The organism is Anaerosporobacter sp. (assembly GCF_965301125.1).
Genome location: NZ_CBDLAM010000027.1, coordinates 1 through 21,783, shown reverse-complemented (window position 1 = coordinate 21,783; position 21,783 = coordinate 1). Strand labels below are relative to the sequence as shown.

The following is a 21,783-nucleotide window of genomic DNA, read 5'->3' as shown; positions in this document are numbered from 1 at the left end:
GAATAGTATAATATAGTTGTAGCACAAATTCAATATTTGTCAACTACTTTTCTCTATATTTTCATATTCCTTCACAATGGAATCCTTCGTTATTGTAACTGTACAGAAATTAACCGGTTCATCTTTATCATCCCCTGTACCTGTAGTAACTTTTTTATTAGGATCAACTCCTTCAATGGTTGTCACCTTACCAGTACCTTCCCCTATAGATGCACCTGGAACACGGAATGTTGATACATCTATCTTCTCAATAGAAGTTTCTAGTGGTTTTTCTAATTGAGGAATCCATTCGTATGGAACACGGTAAGCACGGTAAACCATATTATTTTGTACCTTACCAAAAAAAGATCTGTAATGTGGATTAATAAATTCCCAAACAATCTCATGATCTGGTGTTACCTCAAATACTCTACCATCAGAGCCTTCTGTAATTAAAGTGTTTCCGTTAGGAAGCCTTTGTGCAGAACTAATATATGAACTATAGAACTTAGAGCCGTCTGTAAACAATATTGAGCCCGCTTCTAATGGCGTGTACTGCCAAGTAATCTCTAATGTAATTGGATTGAACTGCAATACTCTGGAGTAATCCCTCTTTGCATTATCTATACCATACGTAGATGTAGGATTTGGTGCTCCATATCCACCTGCTCCTCCATTATCAAAAACTAATAAATCTCCCTCTCCCGGAAGTCCTTTTGGTATCATATGTAAATGATGCTGACCAATTATCCATCCTAATTTCTTAGTAGCCTCATTCTCATTGAAATCAGGTCCTATACGCCAAACGATCTCACCTGTTTGTTTATTTATAATGGCTAGAATGTTTGAATTTCTAGCATCAAAGATAATATTGTCTGGATGGAAACGCTCATCACCTGATTCATACCATTTATTCGGCCCTAATACGGAAATACTATTTATGTGCATCCAGTCACCGCCTAGATCTCCCCGTGATCCTGGATCTCTGAACAATACATTCTTTGCGTCCTCATCAAACCCTAGTTCATGAAAGTGCTCATTTGCTTTCCACCTCCATATGATTTCGCCTTCCCAGGTTACTTCAATAATCTTATCATCGATTAATCTTTTATCCGAGATTTCATGATTATAAATATTTTCATGAGTCAAAATCAATGTATTACCATGATCCGTGTACGGTTCTTCATACGGGGAATAGTACCCAGTTGATGAACCTTCCCGTTGATAATCATGGTGCTGTCTGGCTATATACTTTGGCTCAGTTCCTGGATCTGTGATTAATTCCGTCTTGTCAAATTTCCAAACAACATTTCCTTCCCAGTCTACCTGCACCAAGTCATTTTGATCCTGAAAACCATATTTGGATTCTCTAGCACCTGTGGTTCCGAATACATATCCTCCAGGTAATATCTTGTTTGGAAAACCTCCAAGTCCTGCCCATAACTGAACTTCATTCCCATTCATATCAATCAGTAATGCTCCCTTAGCTGACGGATAAATTGTATAACCGTTAAAGGTCTTATCTTTGTTATAATAAGTAACCCCTGTTGGATATATTGTTGGATGCCCCATATTCTTTTCCTCCTATTAATTTTTTTATTTTTTTATTCCTACTTCACCTCACTCTTTATTTACTAAAAAAAGAGGCTTTAAACAGCATAACTCTATGCTATTTAATACCTCTGGTCTTCCAGTCAGTCTATTATCATACTTTTCATATAAGGTAACTATGTTTTTAGTATAATAACCTACTTTACATATAATGTCAATAGACTTTTTCAAAATTCATACATTGAACAAATTCTTCTTGGAAAGAATCATGCATAGATAGTTCAACCTGTCTTGTTGTTTCTGCAATTACTTGACATTCCTCTTGATATGGTTTCGCAAGTACAGCCATACTAGCTCCTACACCAGCTGCATTACCAACTGAATGAATTCTATCTAATGCAACATTAGGCAATAAACCAATTCTTCTTGCACTGGAAATCTTAAGATAAGAACCAAATGCACCCGCAAGGAAGATACGATCAAGGGAATCTTTCGTAATTCCCATCTCTTTCATCAGTATTTGCATACCCGCAGAAATCGCACCTTTTGCAAGCTGAACTTCGCGTATATCCTTTTGAGTAATTACAATTGGGTCCTTTGCATATCGATATTGAAGTACAAATTGCATTCCTTCCGAAGTCTTTTGCAATCTTGTGGCAATAACTTTAGATACCCCTGCCGCAACAGCCTCTGTCAGTTCTAGAATTCTTCCAGTTTCATCTACAACACCAATGTCTAGCATTGCTGCAATAGCATCTATTAAGCCTGATCCACAAATCCCTTCCGCTTCCACCTCTTGAATAACCTGTAACTCAACGCCTGAATCGTTAATGATAACTCCTTCTATCGCTCCTTTAGCGGCACGCATACCACAACGAATACTCGCTCCTTCAAAAGCTGGACCAGCTGCAGTTGAACAAGATACCAATTCTCCATCTCTAGCAAGTACAATTTCACCATTTGTTCCAATATCTATTGCTAAAGTTATACCCTTATAATTTCTAATGTTTGTGCCAACAATCATTGCTGTAATATCCGAACCAACATGTCCACCTATTCCAGGAAGAAATATCACACTAGTATCATCAGGTATTTCAAGTCCAGAATTATTACCACTATACTGTTGTAGAGCAAATATTCCCTGTGGGAAAGGTGGCTTTACAAGTTGACTAACATCTTTATTCTGTGCAATTTGACTCATAGCTGTATTTCCTACTATGCATACTCGTTTTAATAATGACTTATCCTTTACTACTTTAGTAAATTCTTGTAGCATCTGATTCAGACATTCAATAATCAATTCATGGATATGATTTTTACTTTCCTCTGATTTCATACTGTACTGAATTCTTGAGATTACATCCGCTCCAACTACCCTTTGTGGGTTAGTTTTGGCTATAACATGAATTAATTCAGTTGTTCTTAAATCCCACAAAAGTCCAACAACCGTAGTGGTTCCCATATCGAAAGCTACTCCAAATCCATCTTCCAATTGTTTATGTATATACTCATTAATCGTCTCAAAACTCCATTGTGGAAGCTTCATTAACTTACTCTTTCGATCCGATTCCTCCGTTTTATGTAACAAACGTATTTTCATGTCACCTAATATAGAAAGTCTACAAGCGAATCGTATTCCATTCTCTATTTCTGATGAAGTAAGACGCTTCATTTCTTCAGAAGTTATCGGTGCAACCTCACCCGAAAGCACTTGCACTTTACATTTTCCACAAGTCCCACGTCCTCCACATATTGCTGGAACATCAGAATCTTCATTTCTTAATATATTAAGAAGGTTTTCGCCTTCTCTTACGTCAATTTTCTTATCTGAACCATCAATTTGTATTATCATATATTTCCTCTATCTTGTCCTCCTTTTTAACTTGTCATCTATCCATTATATTAGATAATATAATGATCTGCTCTCTCCATTTGCCAATCTACTAAATCAGCTAATGTATATTGGTCAACCACACCTTTAATCGCATCGTATAACTTCTCCCATAATATCAAAGTTGCACACTCATCTTGTCTTAAACATTGATTTTCTTCGTCTTCTAAACACGCTACTGGTGCCAGACTACCTTCTGTTAATCGTAAAATCATACCCACTGAATATTCTTTTGGATCTTTTGACAATCTATAGCCACCTTGTGGCCCTCTTAAACTCCTTACATAACCAGCTTTGTTAAGTACCGAGATAATTTGTTCCAAATACTTATCAGAGATTTCCTGTCTCATAGCTATGTCTTTAATCCTAACTGGTTCACCAGTATTGTTAAGTGCTAAATCAAGCATAAGTCTTAACGCATATCTTCCTTTGGTTGATATCTTCACAAATATTCCTCCTAATTCCCTTGTTTTCCAATATGGATATGTAATTACATATATTTTACACGTAATGTGTTTACAAATCAATGCGAATATTCTTAAGAATCCTTATGATTAATGGCTAGTCTTATAGTTTAGATACAAAAGGATTTTATCAGCCTATCTATATATTTGATGTAAAACTTGACGGAGAGATGAGTCAAATACAGATCCCTGCAATAAAAGATAAATAGCCACACACACCATAAAAAAACACCCCCAAGAAATTGATATGACGTACATTCCACATTCGCCATAGGAACCCACTTTCTTGAGAGTGTTTTTTTATGTTGCAGATCCTCATTATTTCGTCACTTACACATTAAATTAGCAAGGATCGTACTTATTACTACCCCTGATAAGGTTGCCACTAAGGCACCAGCTAATGTATATCTCGTTTTCTTAACTTTAGCTGCCATAAAATAGACTGCCATTGTATAGAAAATCGTCTCTGTACAACTCATTAATATAGATGTAAGTGTTCCAAAATAGGAGTCCGGACCATACTGCTTGAAGATATCAATTACCAAACTTGTTGCTGCTGAAGATGAAAACATCTTAACGATCACTAACGGAACTAACTCTGCTGGAAACCTTAATAATGCCATAAGAGGTTTCAAAAGATTAGATAACATATCAAATGCGCCTGAAGCACGCATAATTCCTATCCCAACCATCAACCCAATTAGTGTCGGTAATATATCCACTACTACTTTAAATCCATCTTTTGCACCATTTACAAATTCATCAAAGACTGATGTTTTAGTGAGAATACCATACCCAACTACATAGAAAATAACAAACGGTATCATATAATCTGATAGATATAAGAGAAATGTCATCTGTTACCTCTCTTTCTTGCAACGATTGAGAATATTACCCCAACAATCGTCGAAAACAAAGTTGCCACAATTGCTACTCCTAATATCTCTGTTGGTCTAACAGAACCATATTGACTTCGATATGCAATAATATTAACTGGAATTAACTGTAGCGATGATATGTTAATGATTAAAAAAGTACACATATCACAACTAGCTCGGTCCTTATTATCGTTTAGTTTAGCCAATTCTTTCATAGCCATTAGTCCCGCTTGTTACGTGTTAGTGACCAAAATACTTATACTTAACAGGAATAACCAATCTATTATCTGGATATATCTCGATGGTTTCAAGCAAAGCCTTTACCAATGCCTGCTCCTTATGCAGATTTCTTGAATTATTTGTATTATCATTATATCTTAGTCGCTTCTTTTCTAGCTGCTTTAATTGTTGTTCTAGATTAGTTAGATACTCCGTAGTGCTCCCTAGAAGTATTTGCATCCTGATTATCTCTAACACAATTTCTATTATTTCATCTTCATAAATACTACCCTTGATACATGTTTCATTATGAAGTTCATAATAGTATCGACAATAGAATGACCCTTTTTGTCTATCCCTCCTTGTTAGTTTGTGTTTGCAACCTCCGCATCGTAAATAGCCTTTTAAGTTGAAATCGTTACTTCCTCTTTTGCTATCCTCTTTCGTTTTTGACGTTATTTTCTTTGTTTTTTGCACCTCTGCAAATAACACCTTTGATATAATCGGTTGATGTGTATTCTCAATAATACACCACTCGTCTTTATTCTTATACCTTACCCGCCTACCACCAATTTCTACTGCCTCTGTTTTCCCACTAATAAGAGTTCCTGTATATATTCTATTTCTTAAAATTCTTCCTACAATAGCCCCACACCATTTACCTTGTGACTCCTTGTATTTCCAAGTATACTCACTCCCTTTTGCTGTCATATATTCCGCTGGTGTTAGAACTCCCATTGCAGCTAAGGTCCTTGCAATATCTGCTTTTGTCTTACCTTGCACATACCATGCAAATATATTTCTTACCTGTATGGCAGCCTCTTCATCAATGATAAGATGATTTTTGTCCTGTGGATCTTTGCGGTAGCCATATGGCGCGTAGACTGCCATGTATTTACCTTCTTGCCTTCTTTTTTCTTGTACTTTCTTTGTCTTGATTGAATTCTCCACACTATAATAATCATAGATTAGGTTCTGGAAAGAAAAATCTATATCCGGAACCTCTCCCGCTTTCATAGTAATACTATCAAAATGGTTGTTCACTGCAATAAATCGAATTCCCATAAACGGAAATACCTTTTCTACGTAATTGCCAACCTCAACATAATCCCTTCCAAATCTAGAAAAATCCTTCACCAAAATACACTGAATTTTATTCTTACGAGCATCATTCAGTAACCTCTTTATCTCAGGTCTCTCAAAGTTCTTCCCACTATATCCATCATCCACATACTCTATAACCGGAGATCCTCTTAAATCCAGGCTTTCGCTGATATAGTTATGTAATAGTAATCTCTGTGTACGAATACTGTTACTTTCATCGGTTCGTTCACTCCTGATATTCGTATCCTCTTTAGACAACCTCAAATAAATAGCTAATGTACCCGTTATTGCTTCCCCCTTTTAGTAGACCCTTTGTTTAACTTTCTTCGTACTTTCTCAAAGATTATCTTATCAATTATCGCAGGGTGTGTATTCTCCACCCTTATCCAATCCTCTTCCTCCACAGCTTCTGTTTTCTTATCGTTATAAAGCTCTTGTTCTGTTTTGTGGCGAACCATGGTTCCCACATATATTTCATTTTTCAAAATTCTCTGAACAGTTGAGGTAAACCAACAGGCATCTTCATTTGATTTGGTATATAGTAATTTATTTTTACTATATTCTCTTGGAGAAGCGATCCCTTCTCTATTTAGGGTCGAACATATCTGGTACATCGACTCACCAGATACAAATATCTGAAATATCCTTCTTACCACAGCTGCTGTTTGCTCATCAATCTCATATTCTGTTAATCCCATTTTATATCCATAGGGGATAATTGCAGATCGATAAAATTTCCTGGTCTTTTGTTTTATCTTTATTGAGCTACATATTTTCTTGGATACATCTCTTGCGTACATCTCATGCATGAGATTCTTAACAGACAACAATAGCTGCTCCTTGTCACAAGTTTTAGCAAAACTATCATAACCATCATTAACAGAGATAAATCTTATCCCCAGCAAAGGAAATATTCTTTCAAGGTAATCCCCAACTTCCACATGATTTCTACCAAATCGGGATAAATCCTTCACTACAATACAATTAATTGCTCCCTCTCTAACTGCTTTCATCATTCTTTCAAAAGCAGGCCGCTCAAAATCCGTGCCAGTTTTCCCATCATCAATGAATTCCTCGCACAAAACCATCTCCCTATGTTGTTTCAAATAATCTCTTAATAATAATTTCTGATTTTCTATGGATTCGCTATCTGTGTAATAACTTTCATAGGACAACCTTATATATGTAGCTGTACTATAACTATTTTTTGTGTTCTGATTGCTCGTTTTCTCTGTTCCTCTATTAGAAGGTCGTGCCATATATATCCCCCTCTAGAATCAATACATCCTGATACCTGAATTTAAGAATTATTTGCTTCTCTTCACTACAACAGATCTTATCTATTAGACTAATGATAGCTGTCCTATTAAGCTCTATCGGATTGTCCACACTGCTTGTTTCTCCTAACAAAACCGGTGATTTTCTTTTATTCTCTGCAAGCATTACATTATCAAACACTTTGTTGATATGGCCGACTAATTTAATATGTTGGCGTATCACTTCCCATATAATTCCCGTGATTTCCTCTTCCTTGATACTATGTCTGGTGCATCCTTGTTGCTTATTATAGGTTGAACAAATATAGGATAGATACTGCTTTCCTTTATATTTGGTACACCTTCTTGTCATCTGTTTCTTGCATTCACTACAAAACATCATTCCTGAGTATAGATAAACCGACTTTTCATCTATTGCGCGTTTTGTATCTCTCTTTGCCAATTGCTCCACTTTCATAAAATCACTTTTTGAAATAATGGCCTCATGATTTTCTTCAAGCACCACCCACTCTTCTTCCGGTTTACCCACTGTTTTCTTTACCTTGTAACTGATTCGACTTCTTTTCCCCTGCTCTAATACTCCAATATAAACCCTGTTTTTTAGTATTCCATACACGGTACTATCACACCATAACGATTGATAACTTTCACAGAAACCAGTTTTATAATTAATTCCTTGCATTCTCTTATACACCATGGGCGATGCAACTCCGAGTTCATTTAGCTTATTCACAATGGAATATACATTCATCCCGCCAAGTCGCCAGCTGAATATCTTCTTAACAATATCTGCAGCATAGTTATCTACAATTATCTTATTCTTATCATTAGGATCTTTCTTATATCCATACGCAACATAAGCACCAATATATAAACCATTCTTTCTCATTGCCTCTTGGTGTGTTCTCACCCTTTGAGAAATATCCCTGCAATAATTATCATTCACAAAATTCTTAACTGGCACTAATAAATGCCTATCGTTGACAGTTGCTACAGCAGAATCATAATGATCGATTACAGAGATAAACCTTACGCCTAGCCTCGGGAAAATCTTTTGAATATATTTTCCTGTATCAATATATTCCCTACCAAATCTAGAAAGATCTTTTACAATAAACATATTCACTTTTCCATCATAAATATCTTCTCTCATTCTCTTGAAATCTGGTCGATCAAAATTAGTCCCACTATAACCATCATCAATATAATAATCATAAATGACTACTTCTGACATTGTTTTAAGAAATTCATTGATTAATAACTTCTGATTGGTAATGCTATTGCTTTCCTTCTTCTCATTATATCCAGTTAATTCATGATCCTCTTTGGATAAACGAAGATATATCGCTGCATAATAAGGTTGTTTTTGTGACAAATCCATTCTAAAAAGACATCCCTTCTGCTACTTTTCTAACTAATTCCTCAAGCACTTCCTCTAATGTAACTCCAGATTCATTATTGAATTCAAGCTTTATTATATATTTTCCGTATTTGAATACGTATGGGTTCTTTATTTTCTCTATGTAATCCATAATCTTCTCTTCATCAGTAAGACTATTATCAATCTGAACCTCCCTAATATCTACTAAATCATCTGGATTAACGGTGGCCACATCAACTTGGCTCATCTTTTCCCATTCTTCAGGTAATAACATCAACTTCCTCCTGACTAAAAGACTTGTTTTTCTTCCAATCTATTAATTATAGCTAGAATTTATGCACGTCCCAATAACAATGAGGGAACAAAAAAGCCTTTGTATCATAGATAACTATATCTATAATACAAAGACTTTATAATCTTTATCCTTTACACCAATATTCTTCTCTCTCTGACAAAGTCAAACTTTCTGAAAATTTTTTCTTAGCTTCTATAAATTCTCTTAGATCTTCCAGTATGTGATAAAGTACCGCTCTATTCTCAAATTCCATTCTCGTCTCAGGTAACTTTTCACTTTTATAAAATTCAGATAATTTGTTTAATTCACGAAGTAAACAAATTGCGTCATTCACTTCATCAAATTCTTCACATATTTTATATAGGAACTCCGATAATCTTTTTGCTTGTGCTGTTGTATATTCCAATCTCTTAATATCTATAAATATTCTCTTCAATAATAGACCTTGTACCAGTCTTAACTGCATATATTTATAATAGTAATCATTTGTACCATAAAAATGATTATTCATATAGTTTAAAGATTCTTTTCTCATTCTCTCCAATAATGCTTCCAACTCTTCAAAGCAACTTCCCGTGTACTTACTTTTGTCCTCCATCAGAATATTAATGGACATTCTTTTAATAATACCAGAGATAGTTTCATCAATCTCTTTTTGTATATCGCGTATCTGTTTTTTTGTATTAACCATAAATAGATTCAAGATAATTCCTGTACCAGCACCAATAACTAGAATTAAAAATTCATTAATTATCATCTCCACAGAACAACTCTTTGACGTAATATAATGTGTACATAACACCGCTATAGGTGCTATAGCCTCTTTCATATTTAAAACAAGACAGAAAAACAAATAAGGGAACATAATAATTCCCAACGAAATCAAGTTATATCCAACTAAAGGCATTATAATAGCCGATAAGGTGGTCATTATAAAAAATATAACAACTCTTTTGGTCGCAATAATAACTGTTTCCTTTTTAGTATCCTGAATAGTCAATAACGCAATTATACCCGCCGCCAAACTATATTGGACATTCAAAAAAGTTGCAATAGCAGAAGCTAATAAAGCTCCTACCCCAAATTTAATTAATTTAAAATAGTCTAAATTTCTAATTCTATTCATATATCTACCGCTCTTTCTATAAACCTCTAAAATATCTTTCACCACTCATTCTAAATATAACATACCATATTTTCTCACACCTTTAAACCATAATGTATAAATTTTGATTATTTACCTCAATTACTGAATCACTCTAGTCCCCGTACTTGTGTCTCAATAAAGTAAAAAAGCAAAACTCTTAATAAAGTAACATTGCTTCTTAGCTTACGTACTATGACTAAAAAACAATAGCGAAACACCTATAGTACTTCTTAGTGTGTACATAGTAAACCTAGGAATGCGAGGCATGGAAGCCGAGCAAGCCTGAGCTGAGGCAGGATGCCGAATCGAAGGCGTTTCCGTATCTTATAGATAGCCTACCCTGTACACACATAGAAGTACTTAGGTGTGTAGCGTGTTTTGTGTCATAGTACGTAAGCTAAGAAGCACTGAAAATATATAAAGAGTTTTGCCTCCACCACCTAAAACACACAAGTACCTCAACCAACTAAATTTTAGTCATTATAACTTAACAAGCCCCCATTGGTGTTGCTGCCCAACCGAGTCCTAATATATTAGCTATCATATTAGAAGCGATATACTCATTGGCAACGTGATCCCTTGGCAAATCAGGAAATAAAAGTCGTATAATCGGGCGTATTCCTTTGGTGAGTGAAGCAATTAATCCTGTCGCTCTAGCTATCTGCATAATTCCAGTCCAAAGTGCCATGATACCAAGCATCGTTATGCAGAGCGTAACTGCTTCTTTTGTGGAATTTAATGCAGCTTCACTTACATTCGCTATATTTCCTGTTAAAACACCTACAATAATTCCAACTATAATCAAAAATCCCCAAATATAGTTTAACAAGTACCCTCCTTCTTCTAATTGTTCCATAATTCAACAAAAAATACCGGGTAGCCATTCAACTGCCAAGTTTGATTTCGCTCTTAAAGAACAAACTATATATGTATATTGTTTACCATATATATATTATAACGTTCTATTTTTTATTCCATAGCATATTTTTCATGTAAAAATAAAATTTTTATTAAATCATTAAATAATTGTTTGAAAATTTCTCCTCAATTCAGGCAACTATTAAAAAGCATATAATTACTTTATTTTACTAAAATCTCGAATGTAACCGCTTGACATTTGGCCATCTTTCTAGTTATTTACTTTAATTGTATAAATCAGCATCTGCTTAAAATCTTAAAAATTTTTTAACTAGAAATTTACATATTAAATATATGCTATAATTTGATAATAATATGAATTGACATTATCTAGGTGGTGTGTTATTTTATATTAGTATCCTATATATTTTTCCATGAATCAGAAAAATATTACATAATTCGGGGTACTAATTACTTTAACAACAAAACAGACATAGTTGTTGTAACATACAGTAGAGCCACATATTTTCTATTGTCAAAGAAAAAAAGCAAAGGAGCGATTAAATTATGAAAAGTACGGGAATAGTAAGAAAACTTGACGAACTTGGTCGTATCACACTTCCAATCGAATTAAGAAGAACACTAGGAGTGAGCGAAAGAGATCCTCTAGAAATCTTCGTTGAAGAAGACAGAATCATTCTTCAAAAATATGAGCCAACTGATATCTTCACTGGCGACAAAAACGAGTTATTTGACTTCTGTGGAAAGAAAGTTTCTAAAGAATCAATTACTCAACTTGCTAAATTAGCAGGAATCATTGAATAATACCCTATATATTAAATAAGCTACTCCCAAGCTTATAATTGGAAAATGGAACGAAGTTGAATTATCCAAGGGGTAAAAAGATCCGATACTTTCTCCCAATTGTATCGGGTCTTTTTTTATATCAATTGCTGGTATATATCTCGCTTTGAAACACCGCGGTCTTTAGCAACTAATTTCATTGATTCTTTTTTATCTTTTCCTTGTTGTAGATAGAATTCCATATGCTCTTCTATGGACATTTCTTGCCATTCTTTTTGTTTTTCTTCGGCAATTTGCTCATGACTAATGCCTTCTATTACAATTACACATTCCCCTTTTGGTTCCTGAACCTCGTAATGTGCGATAGCATCTTCTAATGTTGTTAAGAAAGTAGTCTCGTGTTTTTTAGTTAACTCTCTACATATTGTTATTCTTCGGTTGCCTAGTGTATCTAGTAATTCTCTAAGAGTGCGTAGTAGGCGATGCGGTGCTTCATAAAGAATCGTAGTTCTCGTTTCTTTTTTCAGCTCATCTAATATGACTTGCTTTTCCTTTTTATCGGAAGGTAGGAATGCTTCGAACGCAAATCTTCTTGTTGATAATCCTGACATCGTCAATGCCGTTATACACGCCGCTGGTCCTGGTAGTGAAGTAACTGTAATTCCTGCCTCATGGGCTTGACGTACTAATTCTTCACCTGGATCAGAGATACCTGGAGTCCCCGCATCGGTTATTACCGCTATATTCACGCCTTCTAGTAATTGCTTTACTAGATATCTGGCTTTTTCTATCTTATTGAATTCATGATAACTGGTCATGGGAGTCTTTATCTCAAAATGATTCAACAATTTAATACTATGCCTCGTATCTTCTGCTGCAATCAAATCTACTTCTTTTAACGTACGAATTACACGGAATGTAATATCCTCCAAATTACCAATTGGAGTAGCACACAAATATAATGTTCCTGACATATTTATACACGTTCTCCTTTCATAAGCTCTCCTTAATACCCATATATATCGTAAATTTCATCTGTATACACATTTGGTTCTTTATAAACAATTAATGGTGCTTCTACTTTCACCATGGATTTCGCACCTTTAATTGCTTCTATCAATACCATATTAGGTTCCTTATCTACATAAGGATATACGAATTTCATTCGTTTTGGTTCTAGTTTATATTTTGTCATACAAGATATTATTTCAACCAAACGAAATGGTCTATGCACCATGTAGAATCTTCCATTCTGTTTCAGAACTTTTGCCGCTTCTCTTACAACGTCTTCTAACGTACATAATACTTCATGTCTAGCAATGGCTTTTGGCATATCTGGATTCTGTAACCCGTGCTGGTTAGTCATATACGGTGGATTTGACGTAACCACATCAAAGGAAGCAGCTCCAAAAGTTGAAGATGCTTCCTTGATATCACCAGTTACAATCTGAACTTTTTCTTCTTGCTTATTAAGGAGAACACTTCTTCTTGCCATGGAAGCACTCTCTTCTTGTATCTCCAGGCCTACAAATTGTTTGCCTGGAGTCTTAGCTTCTAATAATATTGGAATTATGCCTGTACCTGTACCAAGATCAAGGCATGTCTCATTCTGTTTTACTTTTGCAAAACCAGATAACAAAACGGCATCCATTCCAAAGCAAAATTTATTTGGATTTTGAATAATTCGATATCCATTACGATGTAAATCATCGATTCGTTCATCTGGTAGTAACTGTTCCTTATTCATCATCTAAAAGGGATTTTCCTTCCTTTTTCTCAAGCATTTCTAATGCTCGTAATTCATCATCAATCGCAATCTTTTCTTTCTTCTTACGAGGTTTGAACTTAAGATCATCTACCTTGTAATCTCTTGCTTCTTTTTCATCGTTCTCAAGGGTAACAATTACACGTACAATTTGTTTTAACACGTTAACGCTTTGTACTTCTCCCTTTAGACCATCATTTGTCGTAACCATATCTCCTATATTTGGTAGCTTACTGTTGGCTTCTTCATATGCTTCCTCTTCATTCTTAAGACAACACATTAATCTTCCACATACGCCAGAAATCTTAGTCGGATTCAAGGAAAGATTTTGTTCTTTTGCCATCTTAATAGAAACAGGAGCAAATTCAGATAAAAATGTACTACAACAAAGTGGTCTTCCACAGATACCGATTCCGCCAACTATTTTAGTTTCATCTCTAACTCCGATTTGACGTAATTCGATTCTTGTTTTAAATACACTCGCTAAATCCTTAACTAATTCTCTGAAGTCGATTCTTCCATCTGCAGTGAAGTAGAATAATACTTTATTATTATCAAAGGTATACTCTGAATCAATCAACTTCATCTCTAAACCATGTTTCTTTATCTTCTCTAGACAAATTCCAAAGGCATCTTTTTCTTTCTGTCTATTCTTACGTTCTATCTCATCATCTTCAGGCGTTGCAATTCGTATTACCGCTTTTAATGGTTGAATGATTTTACTTTCTTCAACATCACGTGGGCCAATTACAACAGATCCATATTCTACGCCTCTGGCTGTCTCGACAATTACTTTATTGCCTTGTTCAATTGCGAGTCCTGCTGGATCAAAGAAATATATTTTCCCCGCTTTTCTAAAGCGGACTCCTATCACTATCATATGCCTCTCCTTTAATTCTCTTTTAGTGTAAGCAGCATAAGTTCCATAACGGTATCAAAGTTTACATTTGCATTCAAACGAATCTTCGCTTTATTCATAGCATTAATTATATTCTCTATACCTTCATAGTCTTTCTTGCTTGCCTGTTCTGATATAAACTTATATTCCTCTTTAAACAATAAGAGATTTGGATTCTTGGTTACCTTGAACATAAGTATATCTCTGTACCATAGTATCATCAAATCTAGATAATCATTAATCTCAATCTTATGTGTCGATAAACTCTTAATCGCATCCATAATCTCGTATAATTCCATATCATCGATATATTTTAATAGATGAAGTACTTCTTCTTTTGACTGTATAAATTCCTCGGAAGATGCATAACGAATTGCTCTGCCTAAGATACCTTGTGAAAATGTTGCACTCATTCCAGCCATGTAATCTGGAATATTGTATTCCCTCATCAAATACTCTTTAATTGCATCTGAAGATACTGGCTTTAAGTTCAACATTACACAACGCGATAGAATTGTTGGTAGTAGTTTACTACTATTAGTTGTGAGCAAAATGATAATCGCATAGGCCGGAGGTTCCTCTATTGTTTTAAGAAGAGCATTCTGGGCCTGCTCGGTCATCTTATCTGCATCATCAATGATGTATATTTTATATGGACCACTATAAGGTTTAATTGCAATATCCCCATTCACTTGTACACGAATATCGTCAACACCGATACTTATTTTCTCATGTGTCACGGATATCACATCCGGATGATTGCCTGACTCTATCTGTAAACAAGACTTACACGTATTACATGAATTCGTTTCATGTTCCCCACATTGTAATGTCTTAGCAAATGTATAGGCAATCGTCTTTTTCCCCATGCCTTTCTCACCATTAATGATATATGCATGTGAAACTTTACCCATCTTAATTGCACTTTGTAAATGTTCAATTATCTGTTCATGTCCAACTATACTACCAAAATCGTACATCATCCCTACTCCAATCCGCCAAACAATTTAGTAAATAATTTATTAAGCCAATATATCTAGTAATAAGCCTTTTATCTCATCTATCTTGGTAAGGATGCTTATATGATCCTTCTCATCCTTAATTAACTCTGTTGCTAATTCATCTAATGTCTTGTCGACAAGTTTAACCATACCATAGACACGATGTCTACCTCTTTTGTCAAGGAAATTTTCACGACTAAATTTATGTGATCGATTAACGATCTCGTTCATAAATTCTTTAATTAATTGACGATACATTCTCATGTCACGAATGTCCATGTGTTTAGCCAATTTATTACCATGTTGAATAATTTCTTTCATCATGAAGTGTAGACGAGACTGTAAATCTTGTTCTTCTATATTACTAATCAAAGTAAATTTGAATGAACCATCATTTTCAGTAATCTGGTTTCTTGTCTCTACCTGATTTACAGTTTGCATTTGATTTACTTTAATGTCCACTTCTTTTCCCTCCTGACATAATCCTTGACTTGTTAGCTGATGGCTCCTTCGGAGCTACGGTCTTTCACTCCGTTCAAGCCCTAAAAGTAGCTTCGCTACTTTCATCAGTTACATTATACCATATATCTTTACATTATTGCACTAAAGTTTTACTTTGCTTTTTGGTCATTATGAATAAACTGGATGATTTCTTCGATACATTCTTTCATATCATCATTATAAAATCTTCGTTCTATTCCGCTCTCTCTAATCTTCTCTTCTGAAAAATCTTCACTATCTGCTAGAAATCTTCTGCATAACTCAGCATACTTTGGTTCTGACTGTTTCTTTTCACGCTTTATAGCTCTACTCAAACGTTCACCGTCTTCTACTTCTATATAAAGCGGTACAACTTTATCTTCTCCAAAATATTTCCTAATCTGATTATACGCCTCAAGGGTATTAATAAACAGATAATCCGATTTTTCCAAATCTATTTGTCCATCATTAACGGTAAAGTAATTCCAAGGTCCATGAATTGTATGATAAGTACGAGATTCAATAATCTTTCCATCGCTCATTAATTGTTCAAAGATTTTATCACTTACGAAGAAGTATTCAATTCCATCTTGCTCTCCATCACGAATTGGCCTAGTGGTATATCCTACTACGGTTTTCATCTGAAGTGTCCCATCTTCCTGCAAATACTTAAAAATTGTATCTTTTCCAGAAGCACTTTTTCCAATTACTACATATATTTTACCCATTTTATTCTTCTCCTACTACAAGAATCGTCTCACTACTATGATCTATCATACCCTTTATATGCAATCCTGCCTGTTTATACTCTTTAATTTTATTAATAACCTCTATTGTAATTTCTTCACCTGGTACTACGAGTGGAATTCCCGGTGGATATAAGTAAACATATTCGCCCGCTATCTTCCCCATGCTTGCGTCTAACATTAAACCTTCTTTCTTACGATTATAAGCTTCATAAGGAGTTAAGACAAGCCTTAAATTAGTAACATAAAACAAGGAATTCAGTTGTTGTTGTTTCTGTCTAGCTATGCGATTATCGATATCAAAAAGTGCCTCAATCAATCGTTTAAATCCTTCTTTCGTATCCGCTATACTAGTCATAGCTAATACATAATTCTTTGACACCATTTCACATTGAATCTTATAACACTTTAATAACGTATCATATAGTTCGTTACCATTTATGGAACTATGATGTGTAAATATTAAGATCTTAGATGGATCAAACGCAAACGGGAGATTATCTTCTTTCAGCTTTAAAGGTTGATATACTTCTAGATTCCTAAGTTTATTACATGCTTCATAAAATTCTACTAGATTTTTATGATACTCATCGAATAGCCTTACACCTTGTTCTTTAACCATACGTAGACAATTGCTTATTCCTGTCATAAGCACATACGAAGGGCTGCTTGTCTGATAAATCTGAAGATACATCTTAACTTTATCATAGTCTACTAAACTACCATTACTATGTAATAGTGCTGTCTGTGTAAATGCTGGTAGTGTTTTATGGACACTATGGATAACTAAATCTGCCCCACATGTTACAGAATTCTCAGGAAAATCTTTGCTAAATCCAAGATGCGCTCCATGTGCTTCATCTACAACAAGTGGTATGTTATACGAATGGACTACTTTTGCAATCTCTCTAATATCAGAAACGATTCCTTCATAGGTTGGAGAGGTAATTAAAACCATCTTGATTTCAGGGTTTCGCTCTAGTTCTTTCTTAACTTGATTAGGCGTAATTTCTTTATGAATACCATATTCTTCATCTACTTCTGGATACAGATAGATTGGAACTAACTCATTTAAGAAAATGGCATGATAAACTGCCTTGTGGCAATTTCTCGCCACAAGAACAGTATCTCCTTTCTTCGTACAAGCTGCAATGGATACAAGTATTCCACTGGTACTTCCATTTATCAAATAATGGGTGTGATCTGCATGATATATCCCCGCAGCTTCCTTCATATTAGCAAGCAAAATATCTTCTGCATCATGAAGATTATCAAATCCATCGATTTCGGTAATATCAATAGCGTAAGGATTCACCATATCCATTAAGTCAAGATTACGCTTATGCCCTGGCATATGCATAGGATAGACATCTTCTTCTCTGTATTTTATTAATTTATCATATAAATACTCCAAGGTAAGGCTCCTTTCATGGTTCAGCCATATACTTGTGTATTTTCATTATTGAAGCAAATCTAGATTACTGAGAGTTTTGCTTTTCTAATTTCTAGAACACAAGTACACGTAAGTTTATGAAGATTAAATATTCTTGCTTATTCATCATTCACCAAAAACGATATTTAGACCTTCGTTCACATATAAGCCAATAGCGTAGATAATCGTCTGCTATGATATCCAGGGGAGATAAGAAAAACCATATAGACACGTATAACAAACAGATTTGACCTAATACGTTATATGGTTTGTTGGAATAATCCCAGACATTTAACCCTAACCATAGATTAACGATTACACCTGTTAAAAATTCAACTCCTGATATTATAACAGACGAAACCACCATTTGGCTAATAAATGACATTCGATCTTGAGAATTTTCATTTAATAAGCCAATTAATATAAAGCAAATTCCTCCTGCAATCATCATGGATATAAATTCGTGTATAAAGATTTAAGTCTTACACGAATTATGATTTAGTTATATTTGTTAGTGGATTCCTCCATTGAAGGAGGAAAATTATATGTCTAACAAAAAAGAATATGATTAAAAACACCTTTCAAACAGTCTTATTTTCTATCATTCTCACTGACAATGGGGCAGAATTTCTATTTCCGACACGCATGGAATGTGCTGAAAATGGCGAAATTCCTACCAAAGTATTATACTGCAATCCTAACGCTTCCTGGCAAAAAGGCATGCTTGAAAAGAACCATGAATACATTCGTTATGTTATTCCTAAGGGACAAAGCCTGGATCCTTATGACCAAGCAAATGATACTATACTTATGAATCACACCAACAGTGAAGATAGAGACAGTTTGAACGGTTGCACTCCATTCAGGCTGCCTGAGCATCTTTTAAATAACAAGCTACATAAGTTACTCAAGTTGAAAGAAATCCAATCGAATAATGTATCTTTGAAGCTCCCACTTACCATGTTTGCACACATGTAAACAGGCTTCTATAATAGTGTTATTTCTCTTTTTTCATAACTCGTAAACCCTAATGAAGTGAATCAAGTGTTGCAAATCAATCAACTAAGTTGTATTTAGGTTTTCATTCATTCAAACTTTTCATTCAAGCCATTTTAATTTAGATACAAATTATAGTAATTATGTAATTGATTTTTTGTAAAATCAGTAATAAAATGTAATCATATACCATATACAAGGAGGGCATAAATGATTACAATTGCTATATGTGATGATAATGACAAAGATATAAAAAATATAGAAAAAATCATTAGAAATTATATGGAAATGAAATTAAAAAACTATAAAATAAAGATAACTAAATCCACAGAGGAATTGTTGGCATCTCAGGAAAAATTTGATTTAATATTTTTTGAGATTGTCATGGCTGGCATGAACGGTATTGAAGCAGGAAAAAAGATACGTGAAAGAAATAAAAATGTTAAAATAATTTATACAACAAGTTATTTGCAATATTGTGAACAGGCAGTAAACAGTGTCCATGCATTTGCATATTTATCAAAGCCTATAACAAAAGAGAAAGCCATACAACAATTTGTAGAAATTATGCGTTATTTTCAGGAAGAAAATAGCAATCGAGAAATAATAAAATTTAAAATTATTGGGATAACAGAGGAGGGCAAGATAGAAAACAAGTTTAAGACATTTGAGGTGAATGATATCTTTTATTTTGTATATCTGAACAGAAAAGTAAAAATAAAGCTGGAGAATGAAGAATACTACTTCACTGATAAAATGAAAAATCTAGCAGATAAGATGCAGATTTATAATTTTCAACTCTGTCATCAATGTTTTATAGTAAATTTAGGGCGCGTTAAAAGGATTAGAGGATATGAAGTAGTTTTGGAAAATAATGAAAAAATCCCTGTTTCCCAGAAAAAATCATCAGAATTTAGAAAAAAATTAAATAAATTTATACAGAATAATATATAGGAGAAAAATAATTATTTAGTATTTTTGTTTGGTACGGTTGTTTCTTGTTAAATTAATTTTTGTCATAGTATTTCAATTACCTCTTAAGACTGTAAAAAATTTTGTGTAAACCTAATAAGTGATATATATCCTCTTGGATTGGTGTTAAAATAAATATTAATCTAGAAGGATATTTTATGGCAAGACAAAAAAACTTTCCCCAGAACGCAAAGCGTTCGTCAACAGTTTAATCGAGAATTATCACCCGGAGGATGCGCATGACGTGCAAGAAATGTTAAAGGATTTACTTAGCGATACCTTACAGGGAATGCTAGAATCAGACTGATATTTCTGACCATCTGAAATCCGTTTATGGTGTTGAGGCTTCTGCTGAGATGATATCTCATATGACAGACCGTATTCTCCCAATGGCTAAAGAATGGCAAAACAGGCCTTTAGAGAGGAAATATGCCATAGTTTTTATGGATGCTATCCATTTCCATGTTCGACAAGATAACCATCATCAGATATTCGGAAATTCATCTACACTACTAATTCTATCGAAAATTTTAACCGACAGCTACGCAAGGTTACTAAAAGCAGAACAATATTTCCAACTGATGATTCTTTGTTTAAGCTGCTTTATCTAGCTATGATAGATATAACCAAGAAATGGACGGGAAAGAGCTGGGATTGGGGGCAAACCCTAGATCAAATATGTATATACTTTTCTGATCGTATATCTCCATCTGACATAGAATAAATTATAAATTGTACATAAAAACAGTAGCCTGGCAATTCGAGATATTGACAGGCTACTTGGTTTGTGCCAAAATACAGGCAACTGATATTTTATTGTAACTTCTTAAACCACTTTGAGTATTTTACTTCAATCCAAGATGTTTACACAAAATCATTTACACTCTCTACCTCTTACTTTAGTGCAATCTACTAATAATTCCATACTAAATGTATTACTAAATAACAAAAGGAAAATAGTAAGTTTTCATAATATTATATCTGACTTGGAAATAGGAAAGTTGATCTTAGCTTCATGGAGTCGGTTGAAATTACGCATTATATAAACTTTATTGGATAATGCAGTCGCTGCATATGATCTAGTTTCTGATTTGCATGGAAGAAATTGAATAAATATAACAAATTTATATCTGCAATAACACAATTATGGTAAAAAATGGCATTCCGGAAAGTTTGTATTTAAGAAAGAAAAAAAAGACAGGATCGGATTACTAAACGTAGAAAATGTGATTAAAAAATATATTAAACGTGAATATGGAAGGAAAAACAACTAATTTTATTATATAATAACTTTAGATAAATAGTTTCCATCGTTCAGGAACTGAACGAGAAGTTTAACAAAAACTCCAAGAACAGCTCCTAACCACCAAGTTTTGGTTTTTTATTGGTGTATATAAAGAAATTTGCAGAAGTTCATCTAAAACTCACAAAGGCAATCGGTTTTTTAAAATTAATAATGACTGTAAATATCAAAAGTATTATTTTACTTGTAATGTAAATCTCAAACTATATTGACCATTAAATTGGTTGCTTTCTGAAGCCGTCTTATCAGGATCAAATATAACCATTCCTAAAACTTCATAAAATCATTATTAATAAGGTCCCTTAAATGAAAATGAACCATTGTAAACAATATTGTCATATT

The 21,783-nt window shown here is 34.1% G+C and carries 21 protein-coding genes and 2 pseudogenes; 4 read left to right on the top strand and 19 right to left on the bottom strand.

Annotated features, from left to right (window positions below; genetic code table 11):
• Positions 1–39: 39 nt before the first annotated feature.
• The 11 genes and pseudogenes from ACW2QF_RS04850 to ACW2QF_RS04800 all read right to left on the bottom strand — a co-directional run bounded on the left by ACW2QF_RS04850 (position 40) and on the right by ACW2QF_RS04800 (position 11,015).
• On the bottom strand, positions 40–1,551 hold the full coding sequence (locus tag ACW2QF_RS04850; RefSeq protein WP_455714867.1) for an aryl-sulfate sulfotransferase: 1,512 nt from the start codon (positions 1,549–1,551) through the stop codon (positions 40–42).
• A gap of 193 nt (positions 1,552–1,744) precedes the next feature.
• Positions 1,745–3,382: an ASKHA domain-containing protein gene (locus ACW2QF_RS04845; protein ID WP_455714866.1), complete on the bottom strand. Its 1,638-nt coding sequence runs from the start codon at positions 3,380–3,382 to the stop codon at positions 1,745–1,747.
• A gap of 50 nt (positions 3,383–3,432) precedes the next feature.
• Positions 3,433–3,867: an RrF2 family transcriptional regulator gene (locus tag ACW2QF_RS04840; RefSeq protein WP_455714865.1), complete on the bottom strand. Its 435-nt coding sequence runs from the start codon at positions 3,865–3,867 to the stop codon at positions 3,433–3,435.
• 344 nt (positions 3,868–4,211) lie between these two features.
• A complete protein-coding gene (locus tag ACW2QF_RS04835) occupies positions 4,212–4,742 on the bottom strand; it encodes a spore maturation protein (protein ID WP_455714864.1) in 531 nt (176 codons plus the stop codon).
• Positions 4,739–4,993 (bottom strand): annotated as a pseudogene (locus ACW2QF_RS04830) (nucleoside recognition protein); the annotation flags it as partial. The pseudogene ACW2QF_RS04830 and the gene ACW2QF_RS04835, both read right to left, overlap by 4 nt.
• 10 nt (positions 4,994–5,003) lie before the next feature.
• On the bottom strand, positions 5,004–6,350 hold the full coding sequence (locus tag ACW2QF_RS04825; protein ID WP_455714863.1) for a recombinase family protein: 1,347 nt from the start codon (positions 6,348–6,350) through the stop codon (positions 5,004–5,006).
• Positions 6,351–6,370: 20 nt separating this feature from the next.
• Complete coding sequence (locus tag ACW2QF_RS04820) at positions 6,371–7,345, bottom strand: recombinase family protein (protein WP_455714862.1); 975 nt, start codon at positions 7,343–7,345, stop codon at positions 6,371–6,373.
• Complete coding sequence (locus ACW2QF_RS04815) at positions 7,329–8,744, bottom strand: recombinase family protein (RefSeq protein ID WP_455714861.1); 1,416 nt, start codon at positions 8,742–8,744, stop codon at positions 7,329–7,331. The genes ACW2QF_RS04820 and ACW2QF_RS04815 overlap by 17 nt, the downstream gene beginning before the upstream one ends.
• Before the next feature lies 1 nt (position 8,745).
• Positions 8,746–9,018 (bottom strand): DUF6870 family protein, encoded by a 273-nt coding sequence (locus ACW2QF_RS04810; RefSeq protein WP_455714860.1) that lies wholly within the window; start codon positions 9,016–9,018, stop codon positions 8,746–8,748.
• A 145-nt stretch (positions 9,019–9,163) separates the two neighbouring features.
• Entirely contained in the window at positions 9,164–10,165 is a 1,002-nt protein-coding gene (locus ACW2QF_RS04805; protein WP_455714859.1) for an aromatic acid exporter family protein, read from the bottom strand.
• A gap of 508 nt (positions 10,166–10,673) precedes the next feature.
• Positions 10,674–11,015 carry a hypothetical protein gene (locus tag ACW2QF_RS04800; protein ID WP_455714858.1) on the bottom strand — a complete coding sequence of 114 codons (342 nt, stop codon included), beginning with the start codon at positions 11,013–11,015 and terminating at the stop codon, positions 10,674–10,676.
• Positions 11,016–11,611: 596 nt separating this feature from the next.
• On the opposite strand from ACW2QF_RS04800, the gene ACW2QF_RS04795 reads away from it, so the two are divergent.
• Positions 11,612–11,869: an AbrB/MazE/SpoVT family DNA-binding domain-containing protein gene (locus tag ACW2QF_RS04795; RefSeq protein WP_167957235.1), complete on the top strand. Its 258-nt coding sequence runs from the start codon at positions 11,612–11,614 to the stop codon at positions 11,867–11,869.
• A gap of 116 nt (positions 11,870–11,985) precedes the next feature.
• Here ACW2QF_RS04795 and rsmI read toward each other — a convergent pair whose 3' ends face one another.
• From rsmI to ACW2QF_RS04755, 8 genes are all read right to left on the bottom strand, one after another.
• Entirely contained in the window at positions 11,986–12,822 is an 837-nt protein-coding gene (rsmI, locus tag ACW2QF_RS04790; protein WP_455714857.1) for a 16S rRNA (cytidine(1402)-2'-O)-methyltransferase, read from the bottom strand.
• 32 nt (positions 12,823–12,854) lie between these two features.
• The gene (locus ACW2QF_RS04785; RefSeq protein WP_455714876.1) at positions 12,855–13,595 is read right to left on the bottom strand and encodes a tRNA1(Val) (adenine(37)-N6)-methyltransferase; all 741 of its coding nucleotides are present in this window, start codon (positions 13,593–13,595) and stop codon (positions 12,855–12,857) included.
• On the bottom strand, positions 13,588–14,493 hold the full coding sequence (locus ACW2QF_RS04780; RefSeq protein WP_455714856.1) for a PSP1 domain-containing protein: 906 nt from the start codon (positions 14,491–14,493) through the stop codon (positions 13,588–13,590). Before ACW2QF_RS04780 ends, ACW2QF_RS04785 begins: the two co-directional genes overlap by 8 nt.
• Before the next feature lie 11 nt (positions 14,494–14,504).
• Entirely contained in the window at positions 14,505–15,491 is a 987-nt protein-coding gene (gene holB, locus ACW2QF_RS04775) for a DNA polymerase III subunit delta' (RefSeq protein WP_455714855.1), read from the bottom strand.
• A gap of 42 nt (positions 15,492–15,533) precedes the next feature.
• A complete protein-coding gene (locus ACW2QF_RS04770; RefSeq protein ID WP_455714854.1) occupies positions 15,534–15,974 on the bottom strand; it encodes a YaaR family protein in 441 nt (146 codons plus the stop codon).
• A 149-nt stretch (positions 15,975–16,123) separates the two neighbouring features.
• Complete coding sequence (locus ACW2QF_RS04765; protein ID WP_455714853.1) at positions 16,124–16,720, bottom strand: guanylate kinase; 597 nt, start codon at positions 16,718–16,720, stop codon at positions 16,124–16,126.
• A 1-nt stretch (position 16,721) separates the two neighbouring features.
• A complete protein-coding gene (locus ACW2QF_RS04760) occupies positions 16,722–18,152 on the bottom strand; it encodes an aminotransferase class I/II-fold pyridoxal phosphate-dependent enzyme (RefSeq protein ID WP_455714852.1) in 1,431 nt (476 codons plus the stop codon).
• Between the two features lie 148 nt (positions 18,153–18,300).
• Positions 18,301–18,621, bottom strand: a complete 321-nt coding sequence (locus tag ACW2QF_RS04755; protein WP_455714851.1) for a putative ABC transporter permease — start codon at positions 18,619–18,621, stop codon at positions 18,301–18,303.
• A gap of 113 nt (positions 18,622–18,734) precedes the next feature.
• Between ACW2QF_RS04755 and ACW2QF_RS04750 the strand changes: the two genes are divergently transcribed.
• From ACW2QF_RS04750 to ACW2QF_RS04740, 3 genes and pseudogenes are all read left to right on the top strand, one after another.
• Positions 18,735–19,148, top strand: coding sequence for a hypothetical protein (locus tag ACW2QF_RS04750; RefSeq protein WP_455714850.1), 414 nt, complete (start codon positions 18,735–18,737; stop codon positions 19,146–19,148).
• 228 nt (positions 19,149–19,376) lie between these two features.
• Entirely contained in the window at positions 19,377–20,120 is a 744-nt protein-coding gene (locus ACW2QF_RS04745) for a LytR/AlgR family response regulator transcription factor (RefSeq protein ID WP_455714849.1), read from the top strand.
• A gap of 323 nt (positions 20,121–20,443) precedes the next feature.
• Positions 20,444–20,862, top strand: a pseudogene (locus ACW2QF_RS04740) (transposase); the annotation flags it as partial.
• Between the last annotated feature and the right edge of the window lie 921 nt (positions 20,863–21,783).